Origin of the sequence: Paenibacillus hunanensis (assembly GCF_014645615.1) — a bacterium.
GTDB lineage: Bacteria > Bacillota > Bacilli > Paenibacillales > Paenibacillaceae > Saccharibacillus > Saccharibacillus hunanensis.
Genome location: NZ_BMMB01000007.1, coordinates 88525 through 107353, shown reverse-complemented (window position 1 = coordinate 107353; position 18829 = coordinate 88525). Strand labels below are relative to the sequence as shown.

The following is an 18829-nucleotide window of genomic DNA, read 5'->3' as shown; positions in this document are numbered from 1 at the left end:
TTATGATGGGATAGTCGTTTTTTGGTATCGCTATTTATTTATGGTATGGAGCTATATTATAGGATTGCTTATCACTTGCAATGATCTGTCTCAAATCGATGCGGGTTGCTGGGAGTCCGTATTCGTCTCGCTCGACAGCTCTGGAGCAAGTGCAATATGTATCGTAATACGTCCATCCGGCTCATACTGCTCATAGTCAAACGTATAGGCACGACTCAGCTCGCCCTGCTCTTCCAGCTGCCAGATCTGCTTCCACTGCTGGATCACGCCTTGAGGGTCACTGGTTGCGGCTTCAAATACGCGATATTGTGCGGTAACGGGCAACTCCAGTGCTGTAGCTCCATCGTAGCTTTCTGCTATAGCGGTAGTCAGGGAATAGTCACCCTTGTAATCGCTCTCATAATCGTGATACACACCATACAGTGTTAGGGGTCTACCATCCAGATGACTATAGGCTTGCTGCCATACCTCCTGGATCTTTTCCAGCATTTCGGTGTCTTTGAAGTTATTCGTGCGGATGGAGTGAATGGTGTACAGTTTCATAATGAAGCCTCCTTGTGAATGGGTAATGAGCAATACACGATACTTAATATGAACTTCTTTGCATAGCGTTTCCTATTATCTTAGAACATTCGTTCTTTCATTTCAACTTTTATACAGTTGGTGGGGAAATGATGGGTGATGGTGCATTATTTGTGCTGGGGCAAACATCACTTTCGGTAAGGAATAAGGGAACGTCCTTCGGTGGAGCCGAGGAATCTACTGGATTAAGAGTAAAGGTAGATTCCTCAGCTCTAAAAAAGTAAGATATTTTGCTTAGCAAAAATCACTTCTTATTGAACCCCGTGTTAGAACATCGCTAACACTGCAAAGCGTCCTTTTCCCTTATTTCCTTCCCTCCGTTCCGTGCTGCTCACAACAAAATAAGCAGCCAGGTGGGAGTAGCATGTTTTGTACGATCTTTATTATGATCAAATTAGAGTAGTGAGTTCTATAGTATACATTTAATTACACTGCGAAAAAGACAGCCTGCGTATAAAGCAGTAGCTGTCTTTTCGTGTCGTGCCTTTTTATGTCTAGTAGCTTGTTCATTTACTTCATAGATTCATAGATTCAAAATTATTATACCGACTACAATTCATTAAGCATATTAAGCAACACTTACAGCTCAATGCGAATCGTGGTTGAACCTTGCTCTGCGGTGATGAGGGTGCCTTGTTCGCTGGTCGTGGATGAGCCGCCTGTCGTTGAGGCTACGTTGGAAATGCCGCGCAGGACGATTGACCAGTTGGTGATGGAGCCAGTTGCTTTGAATTCGATGGTATTGCCAGTACGTGCTGCGGTTACATTGCCAGCAGCTTCACCGTTTATGGTTACGATCTGTGCGTTAGCTGTTTGTCCAGCTTCAAGCTCGAACAGATGGAACTGAATGCCATCGGCATAGTTGTAATCTGGCTTGCTATCCTCCGCGCCAAAGGCGATCAGGCTACCTGGTTTGACGAGCAGAGGCAGGTTCATATAATCGAACGTTTCCTGCATCCAGCGTCCACCCTCTACGATGTCGCCAGTCAGCAGATTTGTCCATTTGCCTGCCGGTACGTAATAGGTTGCTTCGCCATGCTCATTGAAAATAGGAGCGACGAGCAGGGAATCTCCGAACATGTACTGGCGATCCAGTGTGTGCGTTGCAAAATCATGATGGAAATCGAGCACCATGGGGCGCATCATTGGTACACCAGTTTGAGTAGCCGTTACAGCCGCATCGAACAGATAAGGCATCAACGAGCATTTTAACTTGGTAAATTTGCGTAATACATCGACAGATTCCTCGTCAAATAACCAGGGTACACGGTACGACTCATTGCCATGCAGACGGCTATGAGAGGACAGCATACCGAACTGTACCCAGCGTTTATATACCGATGGCGCAGCTGTCATTTCGAAGCCGGAAATGTCATGGCTCCAGAAGCCAAAGCCAGACACGCCGAGCGACAGTCCACCACGTAGTGATTCTGCCATCGATTCAAATGTAGAGGAGCAATCACCGCCCCAGTGTACCGGGAATTGCTGTCCACCAACGGTTGCCGAGCGTGCGAATAATGCCGCCTCATTCACACCGAGCTGTTCTTCCAGCAGCTCGAATACGACTTTGTTATACAGGAAGGTGTAGTAGTTATGCATTTTCACCGGATCGGAGCCATCGTAGTATACGACATCGGTTGGAATGCGTTCGCCGAAGTCAGTTTTGAAGGAATCCACTCCTTGATCGATCAGCACCTTCAGCTTGGATTGATACCACTCTACGGCTGCTGGATTGGTAAAGTCCACTAATGCCATTCCTGCCTGCCACATATCCCACTGCCATACGCTTCCGTCTGCACGCTTCACCAGGTAGCCATGCTCCATGCCTTCGTCGAACAGGTATGACTTCTCGGCGATATACGGATTAATCCAGGCGCAGATTTTCAGCCCTCTGTCTTTAAGGCGCTTGAGCATGCCTTCTGGATCGGGGAACATGCGCTCATCCCATTTAAAATCGCACCACTGGTATTCACGCATCCAGAAGCAGTCAAAATGGAAAACTGACAATGGCAGATCCCGCTCCGCCATCCCATCTACAAAATGATTCACCGTCGCTTCGTCATAATCCGTCGTAAACGATGTGGTCAGCCATAAGCCAAATGTCCATGCGGGTGGCAGGGCGGGCTTACCTGTCAGCGTTGTGTAGTTATCCAGCACTTCCTTCGGATTGCTACCGCCGATAATAAAGTATTCCAGTGTCTCGCCTTCTACGCTGAACTGCACTTTGGATACATTTTCCGAAGCGATCTCATACGATACACGCTCTGGATGATTGACGAATACTCCATATCCACGGCTGGACAGGTAAAATGGAATATTTTTGTACGCCTGCTCACTGCTTGTACCGCCATCCTCATTCCAGATGTCGACGGTCTGTCCATTTTTCACAAACGGGGTAAAGCGCTCGCCGAGTCCATAAATATATTCGCCTACCCCCAGCTCTAACTGCTCACGGAAAAATACGCTATCCTCCGGCCCATTGATATAGCCTGGTCCACGATGCACACTGCCTGTCAGATGACGATCGCCATAATCAAAGCTAATGTTCCAGCCTTTATTTTTCTGTACGGTTGCTTTGATCTCACCGCTTTGAAGGGTCATATGCTGCTCGTTATCTTCCACCTGAATAGTCGTATCCAGCGATGTCAGCTCAAACTGTGGCGATTGGACAACACCGCCTTTATGATGATTCAGCGTGACTTTGATTACATTCGGTATAGGGGAGCTTAGTGTCGCCTTGAGCAGCGTACCATTCAGGGTATCGCCCTTACGCTCGATGCGCTTAGTTGCGGCGTAAAGAGTCACTTCATCTCCTTTACGCACGATATCGCGAATATCCATAGGGTGCTGCATCGTATAGCCTTTTCGAGTCATCCAGTAGCCATCAGTAAATTTCATCGTTTTCGTCCTTTCCAGCATTTCGTTTGCTAGTCGATCGGGTGGTGATTTGTTTGTTGTATTTGTCTATGTGTATAATGATATTGATTAAGAAAGCGCTTTTCTTCTTTTATTTTGATGAAAAGTATTAAAATTTTGATCGTTGATGGTATGATGTGAGATCGTTAGATCTGTTCAAAGATTAAGACTCCGAGCTTAGCTGAATGACACGATGCGGAATCGTTTGATCAATGACAGACTAAGCACAGATACGCAGGGCGAGCAAGTAGTAATCAATCAATACTATACGCATCGTGCATGATCAGGGGGAATGAATAATGCAAAGCTTTGAGCCATTACGTGAGCGGCTGCGTGAGGATCGGATTCATGGTAGTCTGATGTATCCAGTTAGCATTTATGAGATGGGTAATTTGCATGATGATATTATTTTGGAGTGTCACTGGCATGAGGAACCGGAATTTATTATCGTTACGGAGGGAAAAGCGCTTTTCCAAGTAGGTGCTGTAAGCTGTGTGGTGAATGCCGGGGAAGCGATCTTCGTGAATAGTGGTGAGATTCATACGGCATATCAGATCGATGATAGTGTGTGTAGCTTTGCGGCGATTGTATTTGGCATGTCGCTGCTCGATAGCAGCTCGTATGATACGATTCAGGCAAGTTATCTTGATCCACTGCTGTCACGCGATACCCATGCCCTGCTGCATATCGATGGGGCTGCGCACTGGCAGCAGGATATGCTGCGATTGCTCCAGCAGATTGTGCATGTGAATCTGAACAGACCTGTAGCCTATGAGTTAACGACGAAGGCGTACCTATGTCTGATCATTAGCATGATGTATGAGCATATGGATCATCAGCGCGAGCCTGCGCCTGCTATTGCGTATGATCGCATTGAGCGCTTGAAGACGGTGCTTGGTCATATTCATGAACATTATGGACAGCCACTGCGATTACGGGAGTTGTCAGAGCAGGTGAATATGAGCGAAGGGCACTTTTGCCGCTTTTTTAAAAGTATGACGCAGAAAAGTCCGATTGATTATATTAATCGCTATCGGACGCAGCAGGCATGTCGTTTGCTGAAAAGCAGTGATCGTAAAATTGTGGACATTTCACTGGAGGTTGGGTTTGATAGCTTGAGCTATTTTATATCGGTATTCAAGCAGCATCATGGGTGTACGCCTTCACAGTATCGGAAGGAGCTGCATCGGTTGTATGCGGGAAGAACGACAGAGTTGATGGTGGATGCCGGGTTGAAATAACTGCTTTTATAATGCGCTGAGAGTAATAGGCTAGGGATAAGTGAACCTCCACCTCCATTCAGTATGGATCGCTTGTAGTTATTGTTCACATCAAACTAATGAGTAGTACTCAATTGAATACACGAGGATACAACAAAAACAGGCAGCCTTCCTACATTTATGATGTAGAAGTTCTGCCTGTTTAGTTGAATTTATATTATTGCTCTGTGATCTTCCATACTCGCTTCCAAAGCTGTAGCTCAGCGTAAGCATAGACCTGTACGTTATATTCGATATTACCTTTAGACTGTTTGCCTTCCATCAACCTCGGTAGTCGTTTTGTTCGTACAGCTGTGCATCGACATTGCTGATGAATGGTGTGACTTCGCCGACAGAGTAAGCATAGAGCAGGTGCATGGCGCGAGTGCAGGCAGTGTAGAATAGCTTGCGCTCGGCTTCACGATGGTATTGATCGGCGGATGCGTTGTACAGGATAACAGCGTCGAATTCGACGCCTTTTGCCAGGTAGGCTGGGATGATGATCGTTCCCTTTTCGAATACGGGCGTGTTCTTGGTCATTTTGCGCATCGTGATCTGATCCTTGAGTGCTTCATAGGCTTGTGTGCACTCGCTCTCGGTTTTACAAATGATCGCGGTGTACTGATAGCCTTGCTGCTGTAGCTCGTGAATATTACGCACGATCTCTTGATGCATATCCTCACGATCGTCATACAAGGCGACAACAGGCTTATGACCGCGTCGATTGAATGGAATAATCTGCTCGCCACCCGGTAGCATGGCTCGTGTGAAATCGACGATTTCATAGGTCGAACGATAGCTACGTGTGAGGCGAATAAGCTCCGTCTGCTCACGTCCGTATAGCTCCATCAGTGGCTCTTCTTCATCGAACACAGAATTATGGCTGTAGATCGCCTGGTTCAGATCACCAAGTGCAGTCATGCGTGCACGTGGAAACAGGCGCTTCATGAATTCAAGCTGGAATGGTGAATAATCCTGCACCTCATCGACGATAATATGCTTGATCGCTGTGTTAGAGCGGAAGCCCTGTAGCTGTTCTTTTAAATACAGATAGGGCGTTGCATCCTCATAGCCGAGTTCGCCCTGACGTATGCGGTTAACTGTCTGTGGAGCAAATTCCTCCCAGCCGTCTGGCAGTGCCCCATTGTTAATGCGCTGGAACCATTCCGCATCTTCAAATAAACGACGATACAGTCCACCCAGATCGATAAAACGCAGACGTTTCACCCATTTACGCAGCGGCTTGAGCCAGTTGTTCACTACCATCCGTGCTGCCATTTCCGTTTCTAATTGGAAATCGTCAAAGGAGACAGTCTTGTTCTTCTGCTTGCGTCGCATCATCGTATACGCGCGATGATAGTCGTCCGTTGTGAGCATCTGAATCTGCTCCTCTACCCACGGCTCCTTGCGCTCGCGGCGCCCAAACTCATTCACTTCCTTGAGCAGCCAATCACGCATCAGCTCCATCCGATTCCCCAGCTTCACAGCCGGATCGTAGCTATAGAACTTCTCCTGCATTTGCTGAGACGATACGATCTCATGTCCTTGAAAACGAACCGATCTGAACTTCATTCCATCCTGTAGCAGCAATTCAGCATAACGTCGAATGGCACGGAAGTAATCCAGTGACGACTTGTAGCGAATCCCCTTCACACGTGCCGGATGTCCATCATCATCTGACCAGGCCAACAGGTATTCCATCTGTGAAAATACGTCCTCCAGATCGAATTCACGCCCGATTCGGATTTCCAAATATGCTTGAAAGGTCGTTTGCAGCATATTCTCTTCGCCCAGCTCTGGCAAAACGGTCGACACATAGCTGTTAAACATCGAGTTGGGTGAAAAGAGCACCATCTGATCAGCGCGCAGGCTATCCCGATAGCGATATAACAAATATGCAACACGTTGCAGCGCAGCAGACGTTTTACCACTTCCTGCCGCTCCCTGCACGATCAGCATTCGACTCTTATCGTTACGAATAACGTTATTTTGTTCCTTTTGAATGGTAGCGACGATATTTTTCATCTGGTTATCTGCGCTGTGACTCAGTACTTGCTGCAATAGCTCATCGCCAATCGTCACACCTGTATCAAACAGTACCTTGATCTCCGCATCCCGAATAACAAATTGTCGCTTCAGCTCCATCTCACCTTCAATGCTACCTACCGGTGTGCGATACGTAGCATGCCCGGGTGCACCATCGTAATACAGGCTCGATACAGGCGCACGCCAGTCATAGATCAAGAAGTCCTCTTCGTTATCATCTAAAAATGAACCGATTCCTAGATAAATACGCTCAGTCTGCTCCTGTCCCTGCTCCCGAAAATCAATCCGTCCAAAATAAGGGGAGCTGGACAAGCGACGTAGCTTATCAAGCGTAAGGCTAGAACGACGGTGACTCAGCTCCAGCTCGGACAGAACCTGCGATTGCTGACGCAAGCTGGTGGATGTCTCACCTACATCATCCTGCTCACTAAAGTTAATCGAAACCTCGTCCCAGAAGTCCTTCCGCATACCGACTACATCGCCGCGGCTCTCACCAACCTCCTGTTCAAGTACGGACATTTTGCGATTGATCTTGGCAGTCACGTCATCTACACGTTGCTGCTCTATTTTCCAATCCTGCTCCTCCGTTGCCATACTGCCATCCCCTCCTAAATTATCTATTGACAAATCTCTATCATGTATGTTATGATTCATGAGTATATAAATGAACCGAACTGTTCTGCTTTTAGGCAGAGCATTTTTTATTTTACGACTTTTTTTTCATATTTGCAAATAACAAAGCCGCACGACGGAGATTTCACTTCTGTCATGCGGCTTTTTCAATATTATCGGGTCAAAATGATCGGCTCACCCTTGGTAATAATCAGGGTATGCTCATATTGTGCAACATAGCTACCATCATCGGTTTTCAATGTCCAGCCATCACCGGATTCATATACTTCCTCGGCTTTGGTCGAAACGAAGGGTTCAAAGGCGATCACGCTGCCTTCCTTCCATAGATCATTATCCGTTGGATCATAATAGCTCAAAATATATTCTGGATCATCATGCAGTGATTTGCCGATACCATGACCGGTCAGGTTCGTAATCACGGTAAAACCGAGCTTGCGCGCGGTATTATGGCTTGCTTTACCTGCATTGCTGCGTTTGGAGCCTGCTTTGATCTTTTTCATCGCTGCATCAAATGCTTGAATGGAGGCATCGCAGAGTGCTTCCAGCTTCGGATCACCTTTACCAGCGACAAACGATACGCCTGTATCTGCAAAATAACCATCCAGCGAAGCCGATACGTCAACATTCACCAGATCGCCCTCTTGAATCACACGATCGCCAGGAATGCCATGCGCTACCTCTTCATTGATGCTAATACAGGTATAGCCTGGGAAGTCATAGGTTGATTTGGGTGCAGAGATTGCACCGTATTGTTCAAACAATTCACCAGCACGGCGATCCAGATCGATCGTACGCACGCCGGGCTGTGCCATATTTTTGAGTTCGTCGCGAATGATCGCAACGACTTTGCCAATTTTCTTTAATCCTTCAATATCCTGTTCTGTTTTTGCAATCATAAGTAATCTCCTTTTCCGTCAACATCATATTCTACTATACTCTATTATAGAGGGTTTTGCACGGGGGATGGGTGTAAGTTAGGTGTTGAGTCATATAAAAAGGAGCTCATAAACAGATACATTCATCTGATTATAGGCTCCTTTTTCATACTATTCGACTTTCTTATTATGCTTTTATAATGCTACCTCAGTAGTATCCTTATAGTATCTTTTACAAGCCTATCGCTATGGAATCGATACCTTACATAAGAAATATCATATTGCTTGAATACCTCTCAAGTGGATGCTGTAGCATTATTGTTTTTGCGTTATTCGTGCATGTACCGATGCGTTCTTTAAAGAGACTAGACTGGATCTGTACTCAGGCAACCATGCTGCGACAGGCTTCTGCGCAGTGACGACATGCTTCAGCACAGCGTTGGCAGTGATCATGCTGATGTTTGCCACATTCCTGAGCGCAGTCTTCGCAGATTTGGGCGCATAGTTCGCAAATTTGCTTCATATACGGGCTATTGGAGCTCATTGCCTTGATCGCAAGCTGGCATATATCTGCGCATTCACGGTCGAGTCGGATGCATTCGCGCATCATATCGACATGTTCTTCTCCCAGACAGGATACGTAGCAGTTGTTACAGGCCACCACACATTCCATACAAGCTTCGATGCAGCGTTGTCTTTCCTCGGTTGATATCATCGCTTGTCCCTCCTGTTGTTTTCTTATTGGCCATCATCATAAATTTAACCATAATGGCAAAAAGATAACGGTAGGGGCAAATATTCAATCCATGTTTTTGATGATACGATCGATCATTTTCGCTGTGAATTCGCGTTCCTCCGAGGTAAAGCCTTTGAAAATTTCTTCAATCGTCTGGTACGCCTTGGCAGCTAGATCATCCAGAATACTGCGACAATAATCCGTCAGATAGATCAGATTGGTACGACGATCGTCTGGATGGGGGACGCGAATGACCATTCCCCGACGAATCATATTGTCAATCAGCCTGGATACGCTCGGCTGATCCTTGCGTGATAAGCGAGCTAAACGGTTTTGCGTCTGGCCATCGCGTTTCCACAAATAGGAAACGAGTATCCATTGCTCATAAGTTACTGGATAACCGGCATCGCGAAACTGCTGATTAAGGCGATTACTTGCAAGGCGTGAAGCAATTGTAAGTTTGTAACCGATAGACTTTTCTAATTCGTATGGGATCCCATTGATCATTCCCGTCGATCTCCTTTAAACCGAATACTTAATTTTTAGTTTTAATTTTAAATGTAAAATAGTAGATGAGCCTGGCCCGAGATATCACTTCCAGGGCCAGGTTGGAAAGCTCCTTCTGGAGCGCTTGGAGCGCGCTTCTGCATCGGATTGCAGCTCCTCATGAAGCTTCTGAGCAGAATCGTCATCTTTGGAATGATCCTTATCACGTCCAGAAGAGCCATTCACATGGTCAACCAGTCGATTCAATCGCTCCAGCTGGTAACCATAATCATACATGACTGCGGCTACGATCGACAAACGTAGCACACCGCCAAAGTTTTGCTGATACCGCTCGATCATCGTATCCAAAAATTTGTCATTGGCAGCGTCGACTTCTGTCGCCTCGCTACCGTTATTTTTAATTTTGTTATCGGATTTGAGCAGGATGTGCTCATGGAATTTGATCAGCTTTTCCAGATGGGAGTCGAAATATTCGTCAATCTCGGGACTTCGCTCCGCCTGAAAATAATGCTGCTCAATTGCCGTCAGCACGTCCATTCCTTTTCGCAGCGTTGTGACCATCTGCTTATTCACAACCAGGTGACGCTGCGTCGTCATTGATGGACGATTCAACTTACCAAGCTCTTCCTCCATCAGATTGTACTTATCGGACAACGATTGAATCGAGCCTTCCAGTGCACGCTTTTCATCACGAAATACAGCTTCCTTAATCTCATCCGATACCGCTGTACGTAGCAGTAGCGACATTTTTGAAAATGTACCTTCAATCTGTGACTTAAATTGCTCTAATGGCTTGGGCGGCGCAACGAGCACGTTAATAAGAAATGCAGACACAATCCCAATAATACTGAGTGTAAATCGATTCAACGCAAACTGCCATTGTCCCATACCCGATACTTCCATCACCGAAATAACGGTGACGAGCGTCAATCCGATCGTATCGCCCATATTCAAGCGTAGACAGATCATGATGACGACAATACACATCAAACCAACCGCAATCGGATCGTTAGAAAATACCATCCCACCCAGTAAAGCAAGAATAGCGCCCAGTGTATTGGTCTGAATCTGATCTAGAAAATAGCGAAACGAGCGATAAATCGAAGGCTGCATTGCAAAAATGGCAGCAATCGCCGCAATCACAGGTGGTTTTAAATCGAGCCAGGAGCTTACATATAGGGCAAGCGTGACCGCGATACCGGTCTTCAGCATGCGGGCTCCGAAGTTCACGGATGTTCCTCCTTTAGAACCGAGTAGTAGATCATAAGCTGTGTTGGCAGTCTACACCTATGCACGTCATCATAGCGCGCATAGGACAGACTGCATTTCTTTCATACGAATATACGGAAAATGCAATCATCATATCGTACTTGAAAGAAATAGCAGTATACATTAATACCCTTGTTTGGCTGACTGGTTGCAGGAAGAATTATTTTTTACCGCGTAGCCGTTGAAGTAATGGCTTGCGGTATTTGAGCATCACCCATTTAATCACCACATAAATCAAGACGGCAAAAACAATACTGTTCACAGCCGCACCAGTTGCAAAGTACACACCCGCATCTCGCAAATGATGAGACGCATGGAGCGGCTGCATATAATCCTCTGGCCAATCTGGCATTTTAATATGAAGCATTCGAGACGGCCAGCGTGCCGAATGAAACAAGCTGATGAGCAGATGACCTGTATGATAATTCAGGAAAAAGGTGAGCGGCCAGACGAACGAATCCAGCGAAGCAGCAAAGATTGCTGCTGGTAATGCCCCTTTAAATAAACGATTAAGTCCAAGTGATAATAGCGGCCCGACTCCAAGCAGTGGATACCAGCTTGGAATAAGTCCTACTGCAAATCCGATTGCGACCTGATGCGCGCCCTTCCGCAATCGAAGCAGCCGAATGGTATTAAGCTTCAAGTAGCGTCCAATCCGTAGTTTTCTCATTGCTTATCTCCCATGCGGCGCCAGGATCATGGATATTCATTATTGTAACCATTTCTGTTACGCTTGGAAAGTTTCAGTTTGGTCATTATTATCCGTTATTTCCGTGGCATCTAGTGTGGTTTAACCTCCGCTGTCCAGTGTCAGCAATCAGCAGGGGCAGAATTTAAACATACCACAAAATAACCAAAAACACAGCTTCATCTAACACAAAAAGCACCGCATACTCTATATAACGTACGCGGTGCACATATGTTGAATAGGTAAAACGTGTAGGATGATAATTTTATCATACCTTCATAATTATAGCGGCTTATTACTCTGTGCTACTACGCTTCTCAAAACTTCATCCAGACGGTCAGGATAGTCCGTGATGATGCCAGCACAGCCCATATCGATCAGCTGTTGCATCCGCTCGGGATCGTTAATTGTAAATGGATTGCTCATAATACCAGCCGCATTCGCATGACGGACAATAAAGGACTCCATCGTCAGATGATACGGATGTAAAGCTTCTGCACCGATATTGCGTGCATAATTCCACGGATCGACCAGATTCTCTACATACAAAATACCTGTACGAATTTCGGGGGCAATTCGCTTACACGTAACAAGAGAATAGTGGTTAAAGCTGGAAATGATCGTACGCTCCTCTAATCCGCGCGCACGAACAGCCTCAATCACCTTTTCCTCCATACCCGTATACGGCTCGATATTATTTTTAAGCTCCAAATTTAAGGTCAGTTCTGTCGATGCTGCCCAGTCTAATAGCTCATCCAGTGTAGGAATACGCTCACCCGCAAATTCCTGACTATACCAGCTTCCTGCATCCAGACGGCGAATCTCGTCACTATGTAGCTGGCTGATCTCTCCGTGCTGTCCCGTTGTACGTTGTACACTCTCATCATGAATAAGTACCAGCGCGCCATCTTTACTCATCTGCACATCCGTTTCGATACCTGTAGCTCCTAATTCTAGCCCACGACGAAAGGCAACCATTGTATTTTCAGGACAATGACCTGATGCGCCTCGGTGCGCATAGTTAATAACGGAATTCATCAGGTGATTCCTCCTTTGATGTATGCTGCTCTGGAGCAGCGAGCTTTTAAATGAGAAAAGCATGCTGTGTTCCATTGTTTATTATGCTGAGCGAGTGTTTGGGCAATATCAAAAGGAACGGATTGGGTATGAACTTTTGAAGATTATAGTCGATTAGCATGCGAAATCATCCATATTTCTAATACGTGACATATTTCCAATACGCGACCCTCCACTACGTGATTTTTCAGTACCTTTACTTAGCCAGTGCATGGTTCGCCAGCGTTTGAGTCTGGGTTAGCATGGTAGCGATATCCATACCATAGTGGTTGCCCAGCAGAATCACCATCACATCGTCGTCTAGATTATAGGTAAAGCCTGTAGAATAACCGGTGCCGCTGCCGTTGTGGTAGATAGTACGCTTGCCATCAATGTTTTTGATTAAAAAGGCGTAGCCGTAGGGCTTCAGATTAGAGTATGGTGTGAACATACGATCTACGCTGGCTTGACTGAGGATCGTATGGTTTGCAAAGGCTTTGTACCATTTCATCATGTCATCCAGACTGGAATAAAATGTACCTGTACCGGATTGAGACCAGTAGTAATCACCTTCGATCCAATCTCCTGTTTTTTTATCTTTGACAAAGCCGGCAATTGTGTTGGTCGTCTTCGTTGCTTCTCCGGTATGGTTCATCTGTAGCGGTTCAAGGAATGTATGCTGGATGTATTGACCGTAAGTCTCACCGGAAACGAGCTGTACGATATAGGCCAGTAGTACATAGCCTTGATTGCTATAGTTAAACGTGGTGCCTGGTTCAAAGCGCAGTGGCTTGGTCTTGATCTCATTTACCGTATCTTCTAATGTGGTGCCTTCACCACGTGTAAAATTGGAGTTAAAGCCTGCGGTATGGGATAACAGCATATGTACCGTAATCTCATCACCACGTGGGAAATCCGGGATGTATTTAGTTAGCTTATCATCCAGACTTACCTTACCATCCTCGATCAGCTTCATGACAGCAGCAGCGGTAAAGGACTTGCTTAACGAGGCGATACGCGAAATACTATCCGGGCTGGTGACTTTATCTGTACCGGATAGACCGTAGCCTTTTTTCAACACAACCTTACCCTTCGATTCGACCAGTGCCAGACCAGAGTAGCCTTGCTTTTGCAAATACGTATCTACACTTTGCACAGCATCGGTCATCACTGTGGCTGCATCTGGTGTTAGATTGATGGTGGCCTGCTCAGGTGTGGAATTCAGGGTAAGTCCAGCTTTGAATGCATCTGCGAGAAAGCGTGCTGGAACCATCATCGTGCCATTCACATTGCGCGATGCTTCAGGCATCTGGAGTGTGAATCCATCTAATGTAATCGTAGATGTACCCGGTACATGCGCGATTCGGTCGCCATGATTGTACATCACTACAGAGCGTGTAGCTGTATCCCATGTTGCCTGTGCACCTAGCTCGCGTGCTGCTTCACGAAGTGGAACCATCGTTGTTCCTTTCATCACAAATGGAGCAGTAGACCAGTTCACTTCTTTGCCTGCAATAGTAATTACGGCTGGTTTCTCATTATTAGCGGCGTGTGCCTGTGGATTGGCATAAGGAGCAATTCCAAGTGATAGGGTAAGCGCGGTTACGGCGGCTAGCTTGACTGGGAGTGCGAGCTTAGCGGTGAAGCTTCTGAATGTCATGTCGTTGTTGTCCTCCTGATTCGGTATGTAATAGCTTGTATTTTCGTTCGTCCAATTGTAAAGTTGTACGTTATCACAGGGTAAAAGTTGTGCTTTTCAAGCGAATACTATAGCTGTCTTTCTATAGCAAAATCCCTGCATTTTATTAATGAACGCAGGGATAGAAGTATAGCAAACGTATGGGGATATACTATAAATGATATAGATAACTAGAGCGGATATAGCCACAATGGATCCTATCGATCGTTTGCCTATGCTGTGGAGCTTCTTCCCTTAAAAACCCTCATTTAAAAGCAATGATACACATACAGCTTCCCTTCCATGCTACGCTGCTCTGGGTCATAGACCTGCGCATCAAGCAGTTGCTCTACAGTTAGAGTGAGAATGAACTTCTGTAGCTCACGCTGGCTTTCAAATTGTAAACGGAGGCGTTGCTGTTGTTCGTCCGTTAGTTCGATATCCCATGTCGTTTGTTGCTGGCTCATCGCTTCTCCTCCTTCGTTTTCCGGCTAAAATTATATACCCTCGGTAAAATGACGACGTTGCCGAGGCTGGTCGAACTTGTTAGCGTTATACTGTGCCGAACGCTGGCGAGGAATAGACAGACTGTCCCAGCTCGTGGATTTTAACATTTTGGCTGCGTACACGATCTGTCCTACATGATAAGGATAATGGCATAATTGACGATTGATCGCCTCCAGCACGGTATGCCCTTCATTACGAATATAGATGATGGTCATCAGCTGCTCTGGCTGTAACTGCTGCAACGCATCGAGCAGACAGCGCCAGCCTTCTTCCCAGTATTGCCATACCTGAGCCGGGTCCGCCTCTGCCCATTCGAATTCCTCATCCCGCAGACGCCATGGCTTCTCCCCATCACTGGTGAGCAATTCTGTCCAGCGGGACAGCATATTGCCCCATAAATGCTTCACAATGACGGCGATACTGTTACTATCTTCATTGGGAGCGATAAACAGTTGCTCTGGCTCCAGCTGGCGCATCGCCTTCTCGCCTAATTCCTTATAATGGGTAAACTGACGAATCGCACTCTCAAGCATATTGGACTCTACACTCATCTCCTCGCCTCCTGGTTTAATTTTAATATATAGCTGATACCCTCTGCAAAGCTTATGTTCTTAACAACTACACTCTTCCCATGTCTAACTAACACGGCAAAAAGGACAGCCTCACTCATCGAAGCTGTCCTTTTACCATTCCAACGACCGATATCGATCGAGCGAATAATCATTCTTTTACAGGTACACTCATACGATACGTTGCAAAGCCATCTGGCTCTAGCTGCACAAAAGCAAGCTCTGGATGCTGATTTAGCCACTCCCGAGCATCCGGTGAGGATTGAAATACAGCATGTACTGACGTAATCGACTGCTCTCCACCATAACAGAGCGACCAGTTATGATCCGCGATAGGTGCGATATGCTCATACTGACGTACATAATCGATTAAGACCTCGCGATTTTCAACACCTGCGTCGACAATCACACGCTGTCCATCTGGATTGGCAAGCGGTGTAGAGAACGCACGATATTGATTCGTTGCGACTGCAAATTCCATAGCCGCTGTCACGGGCTCACCCTTATACGTCATATCGACAATCCGATGAGAATCGGCATGGAGTAGCTCGCCCTCTGCACTATAACGCGGCGGTACACTGACATCGATTCGATACGACAAACCATCTATCACATCAAAGTTAAATGGCGAGAACGCCGCGTCCAGCAAAGATTGCTGCTCCTCATCAGCCAGCAGTGTAGTGTATAATCCTGCTGACCATTCCAACCATTCACGTACTTCATCACCATCAAGCCGTACGATGCAAAATGTATTCGCATAGCTGTAAATGTCCGACATATGCTGCAACGTCAGTCCACCCGGAACAATTGCTGTATAATGTAGCGGCCCATAGCGACCTCCTGTCTTAAAGGGCGCAGCAGCAGATAATAATGGTAATGCTGCATAGGGCGTTTGCTCCAATAAACGAGCCCCTGCATAGCGCTGTGCTTCATTAATAAGCTGTACTACGGGTGTATCCGTCACCAGTGAAAAGTAGCTATGTAGCGGCACATCCAGCTGTCCTACTGGCGTATGAATATAGTCCAGCGTTTTCCTGTGTGCCTCAGCAGCAGCTTGCTCTAGTGCAGCGATCGGCTCGACCAGTGCACGATTAGATACAGGATCAAATATAGGACGTACCGTACCGCGTCCGGTAACGACTGACCAGCCCTCTGTTGTGTGCTCTAGCTCCAGATCAATCAGACCGAGATGACTTCCCCATACACCGGGCTCAGCCGCAGGAATACCATGAATCGTGCCCTGCTCCAGGTCGACACCCGGTCGTCCAGCAAACTCTTCGCCTGGGAACAGCTTATGCGCATGTCCAAAAAATAGGGCATCTACACCCGCCAAACGGCTTAGCGGCAACACCGCGTTTTCACTAATCGTTGGTGTATCCTCTTCTGCATAGCCGCAATGCGCCAGTAGTACAACGATGTCTGCACCTGCCTGACGCGCTTCTTTGACCGCTTGCTTTGCTACAATGACCATATCAAGCGCTTCAATATGACCCTCCAGATGCTTGCGATCCCAGTTCATAATTTGCGGTGGTACTACCCCTACTACACCTACACATAGCTCAGCAGCAGCTCCATCCGCATCGTATAGCTTGCGATGCAGCAAAATATACGGTGCCAGCAGCGGCTGATATCGCTCCTCCTTCACCTCGTATACATTGGCATTGGTATATGGAAAGTCAGCACCTGCTATACATTGCTCCAGATACGCTAGCCCATAATTGAACTCATGATTGCCAAGTGTAGCTGCATCATAATCAAGCATATTCATTAGACCGATCAATGGATGCACACCCTCGCCGGTCTGTTCATTGTGCCAGTAGCGATGCTCGGCAGCATAATCACCTAATGGATTGCCCTGTAAAATATCGCCGTTATCAAACAGCATATGATTCGTCGCCTCACTACGCGCCTGCTCGATCAATGCGGCTGTTCGCGACAGCCCCATATGCATCGTATCCTGATCGCGATAATAATCGTATCCCGTCAAGCTTACGTGCAGATCGGTAGTCGCCATCAAGCGCAAGGAAAAATGTCGTTTGGATGCAGGTGTGAACGTTGCGGCTTCACTCCCGGATCGATATTCGGCTGACCTGTATATAAAAGAAGCTGGTTTCATGCGGATCGTTCCTCTCTATTTGAATCAAACGACATCACTTTATCATATGAATATTATTACATTGTAAACGAAGCGGTTTACATTACGAAAAGCGTTTACGTTTTTATTACATAATTCATCTTTTGTTTTGACCCTTCCTTTTTCGAACGCTGGTAGAATACGATTTGTGAACCTTGCCAGTTTCCAGCTTCACTGTATTTTATCGCCAATCCTTATTACTATATTCCAGCTATCGGATCTGTAATAGGGCAGCATAGGGTCTGGTCGCTGAATCTGTTCATAGGCGTTACATAAGCTTATATTCTATGACATCCTAGGGGGAAATAACGTTGTTCAAAAAAGTATTAGCAATTGGTATGACTCTGGCTTTTGCCGTTGGCTTGACCGCTTGTGGCGGCAATCCTTCCACATCCGCAAGCTCAGGCACAGCAGCGAGCACGGCGTATGTACCTACTGAACTCAAGGTTCAATTCGTACCTTCACAAAATGCAGAAACACTTGAAGCAAAAGCAAAGCCACTAGAAAAGCTGCTGGGCGACAAGCTAGGCATTCCAGTAAGTGTGTCCGTATCTCCAGACTATAACACAATCGTTGAAGCGATGGCTTCCCGTCAGGTAGATGTAGGCTTCCTGCCTCCAAACGCCTATGTACTTGCTCACGACAACCGTAAAGCGGCTGATCTGCTGCTGCAAGCACAGCGCTACGGTGTGAACGACGAGACAGGTCAACCCACAACAGAAAAAGTGAACTACTATAAGTCCATGATTATCGTTAAAAAGGATTCTCCGATCAAATCGTTGACTGACCTGAAGGGTAAAAAGATCGGCTGGCAGGATGTAACCTCTTCCGCTGGTTATGTATTCCCAGCTGCTGAGCTGAAAAAAGCTGGCATTGACCCGGATACAGACGTTCAAGGCGTAACGATCAAAGGTCACGATGCAGCTGTTATGGCACTGCTGAATGGCCAGGTTGATGCTGTAGCTGTATTCCAGGATGCGCGCAACACAGTCAAAAAAGATGTGCCCACCGTATTTGACCAGACTCGTGTGATTCACTTCACGGCTCCAATTCCAAACGATACGATCAGCGTACGCTCGGATATGGATCAGACCTGGAGAGACAAAATTAGCCAGGCGTTCATTGATATCGGTAATGATCCAGAAGGACAAAAAATTATCGAAGACATCTATACTCACGTAGGCTATGAAAAAGGCGATGACAAAAACTTCGATCCAGTACGCGAATATGCAAAAGAAGTCGGTCAAGCTCAATAATTCTAGCTTCTTATAGCGGTATACAATATAGCGATATCCATGACATCACATGATCCATGATTAAGGCAGCACCGTCCTTCTTTTGCGGGCGGTGCTGCCTGTTCGCTTCTATGAGCGT

At 46.5% G+C, this 18829-nt stretch carries 15 protein-coding genes; 2 read left to right on the top strand and 13 right to left on the bottom strand.

The annotated features are described in order from the left end of the window. Positions 1-90: 90 nt before the first annotated feature. Together IEX62_RS15995 and yicI are read right to left on the bottom strand one after the other, a co-directional pair. Positions 91-543 carry a GyrI-like domain-containing protein gene (locus IEX62_RS15995; RefSeq protein ID WP_188776545.1) on the bottom strand — a complete coding sequence of 151 codons (453 nt, stop codon included), beginning with the start codon at positions 541-543 and terminating at the stop codon, positions 91-93. Positions 544-1161: 618 nt separating this feature from the next. Next, complete coding sequence (gene yicI / locus IEX62_RS15990) at positions 1162-3480, bottom strand: alpha-xylosidase (protein WP_188776544.1); 2319 nt, start codon at positions 3478-3480, stop codon at positions 1162-1164. A 317-nt stretch (positions 3481-3797) separates the two neighbouring features. Here yicI and IEX62_RS15985 point away from each other — a divergent pair, with 317 nt between their 5' ends. Continuing rightward, complete coding sequence (locus IEX62_RS15985; protein WP_188776543.1) at positions 3798-4739, top strand: helix-turn-helix transcriptional regulator; 942 nt, start codon at positions 3798-3800, stop codon at positions 4737-4739. Positions 4740-5039: 300 nt separating this feature from the next. Here IEX62_RS15985 and helD read toward each other — a convergent pair whose 3' ends face one another. The 11 genes from helD to IEX62_RS15930 form a co-directional block, all read right to left on the bottom strand. After that, on the bottom strand, positions 5040-7397 hold the full coding sequence (gene helD / locus IEX62_RS15980; RefSeq protein WP_188776542.1) for an RNA polymerase recycling motor HelD: 2358 nt from the start codon (positions 7395-7397) through the stop codon (positions 5040-5042). 191 nt (positions 7398-7588) lie between these two features. Next, complete coding sequence (gene map / locus IEX62_RS15975; RefSeq protein WP_188776541.1) at positions 7589-8332, bottom strand: type I methionyl aminopeptidase; 744 nt, start codon at positions 8330-8332, stop codon at positions 7589-7591. A gap of 361 nt (positions 8333-8693) precedes the next feature. Then, complete coding sequence (locus tag IEX62_RS15970; RefSeq protein WP_188776540.1) at positions 8694-9026, bottom strand: four-helix bundle copper-binding protein; 333 nt, start codon at positions 9024-9026, stop codon at positions 8694-8696. 84 nt (positions 9027-9110) lie between these two features. After that, positions 9111-9554, bottom strand: coding sequence for a MarR family winged helix-turn-helix transcriptional regulator (locus tag IEX62_RS15965; protein ID WP_188776539.1), 444 nt, complete (start codon positions 9552-9554; stop codon positions 9111-9113). Positions 9555-9638: 84 nt separating this feature from the next. Continuing rightward, positions 9639-10784 (bottom strand): FUSC family protein, encoded by a 1146-nt coding sequence (locus tag IEX62_RS15960; RefSeq protein WP_188776538.1) that lies wholly within the window; start codon positions 10782-10784, stop codon positions 9639-9641. A 199-nt stretch (positions 10785-10983) separates the two neighbouring features. Further along, positions 10984-11493: a DUF2062 domain-containing protein gene (locus IEX62_RS15955; protein WP_188776537.1), complete on the bottom strand. Its 510-nt coding sequence runs from the start codon at positions 11491-11493 to the stop codon at positions 10984-10986. Positions 11494-11793: 300 nt separating this feature from the next. Next, positions 11794-12549 (bottom strand): glycerophosphodiester phosphodiesterase, encoded by a 756-nt coding sequence (locus IEX62_RS15950; protein WP_188776536.1) that lies wholly within the window; start codon positions 12547-12549, stop codon positions 11794-11796. A gap of 235 nt (positions 12550-12784) precedes the next feature. Then, positions 12785-14227, bottom strand: a complete 1443-nt coding sequence (locus IEX62_RS15945) for a serine hydrolase domain-containing protein (protein WP_188776535.1) — start codon at positions 14225-14227, stop codon at positions 12785-12787. Between the two features lie 287 nt (positions 14228-14514). Further along, the gene (locus IEX62_RS15940) at positions 14515-14712 is read right to left on the bottom strand and encodes a hypothetical protein (RefSeq protein ID WP_188776534.1); all 198 of its coding nucleotides are present in this window, start codon (positions 14710-14712) and stop codon (positions 14515-14517) included. A gap of 30 nt (positions 14713-14742) precedes the next feature. After that, positions 14743-15303 carry a DUF1572 family protein gene (locus tag IEX62_RS15935; RefSeq protein WP_188776533.1) on the bottom strand — a complete coding sequence of 187 codons (561 nt, stop codon included), beginning with the start codon at positions 15301-15303 and terminating at the stop codon, positions 14743-14745. A 169-nt stretch (positions 15304-15472) separates the two neighbouring features. After that, positions 15473-17437, bottom strand: a complete 1965-nt coding sequence (locus tag IEX62_RS15930; RefSeq protein ID WP_188776532.1) for a bifunctional 2',3'-cyclic-nucleotide 2'-phosphodiesterase/3'-nucleotidase — start codon at positions 17435-17437, stop codon at positions 15473-15475. Between the two features lie 329 nt (positions 17438-17766). Between IEX62_RS15930 and IEX62_RS15925 the strand changes: the two genes are divergently transcribed. Next, a complete protein-coding gene (locus IEX62_RS15925) occupies positions 17767-18711 on the top strand; it encodes a phosphate/phosphite/phosphonate ABC transporter substrate-binding protein (RefSeq protein WP_188776531.1) in 945 nt (314 codons plus the stop codon). The last annotated feature ends 118 nt before the right edge of the window (positions 18712-18829 follow it).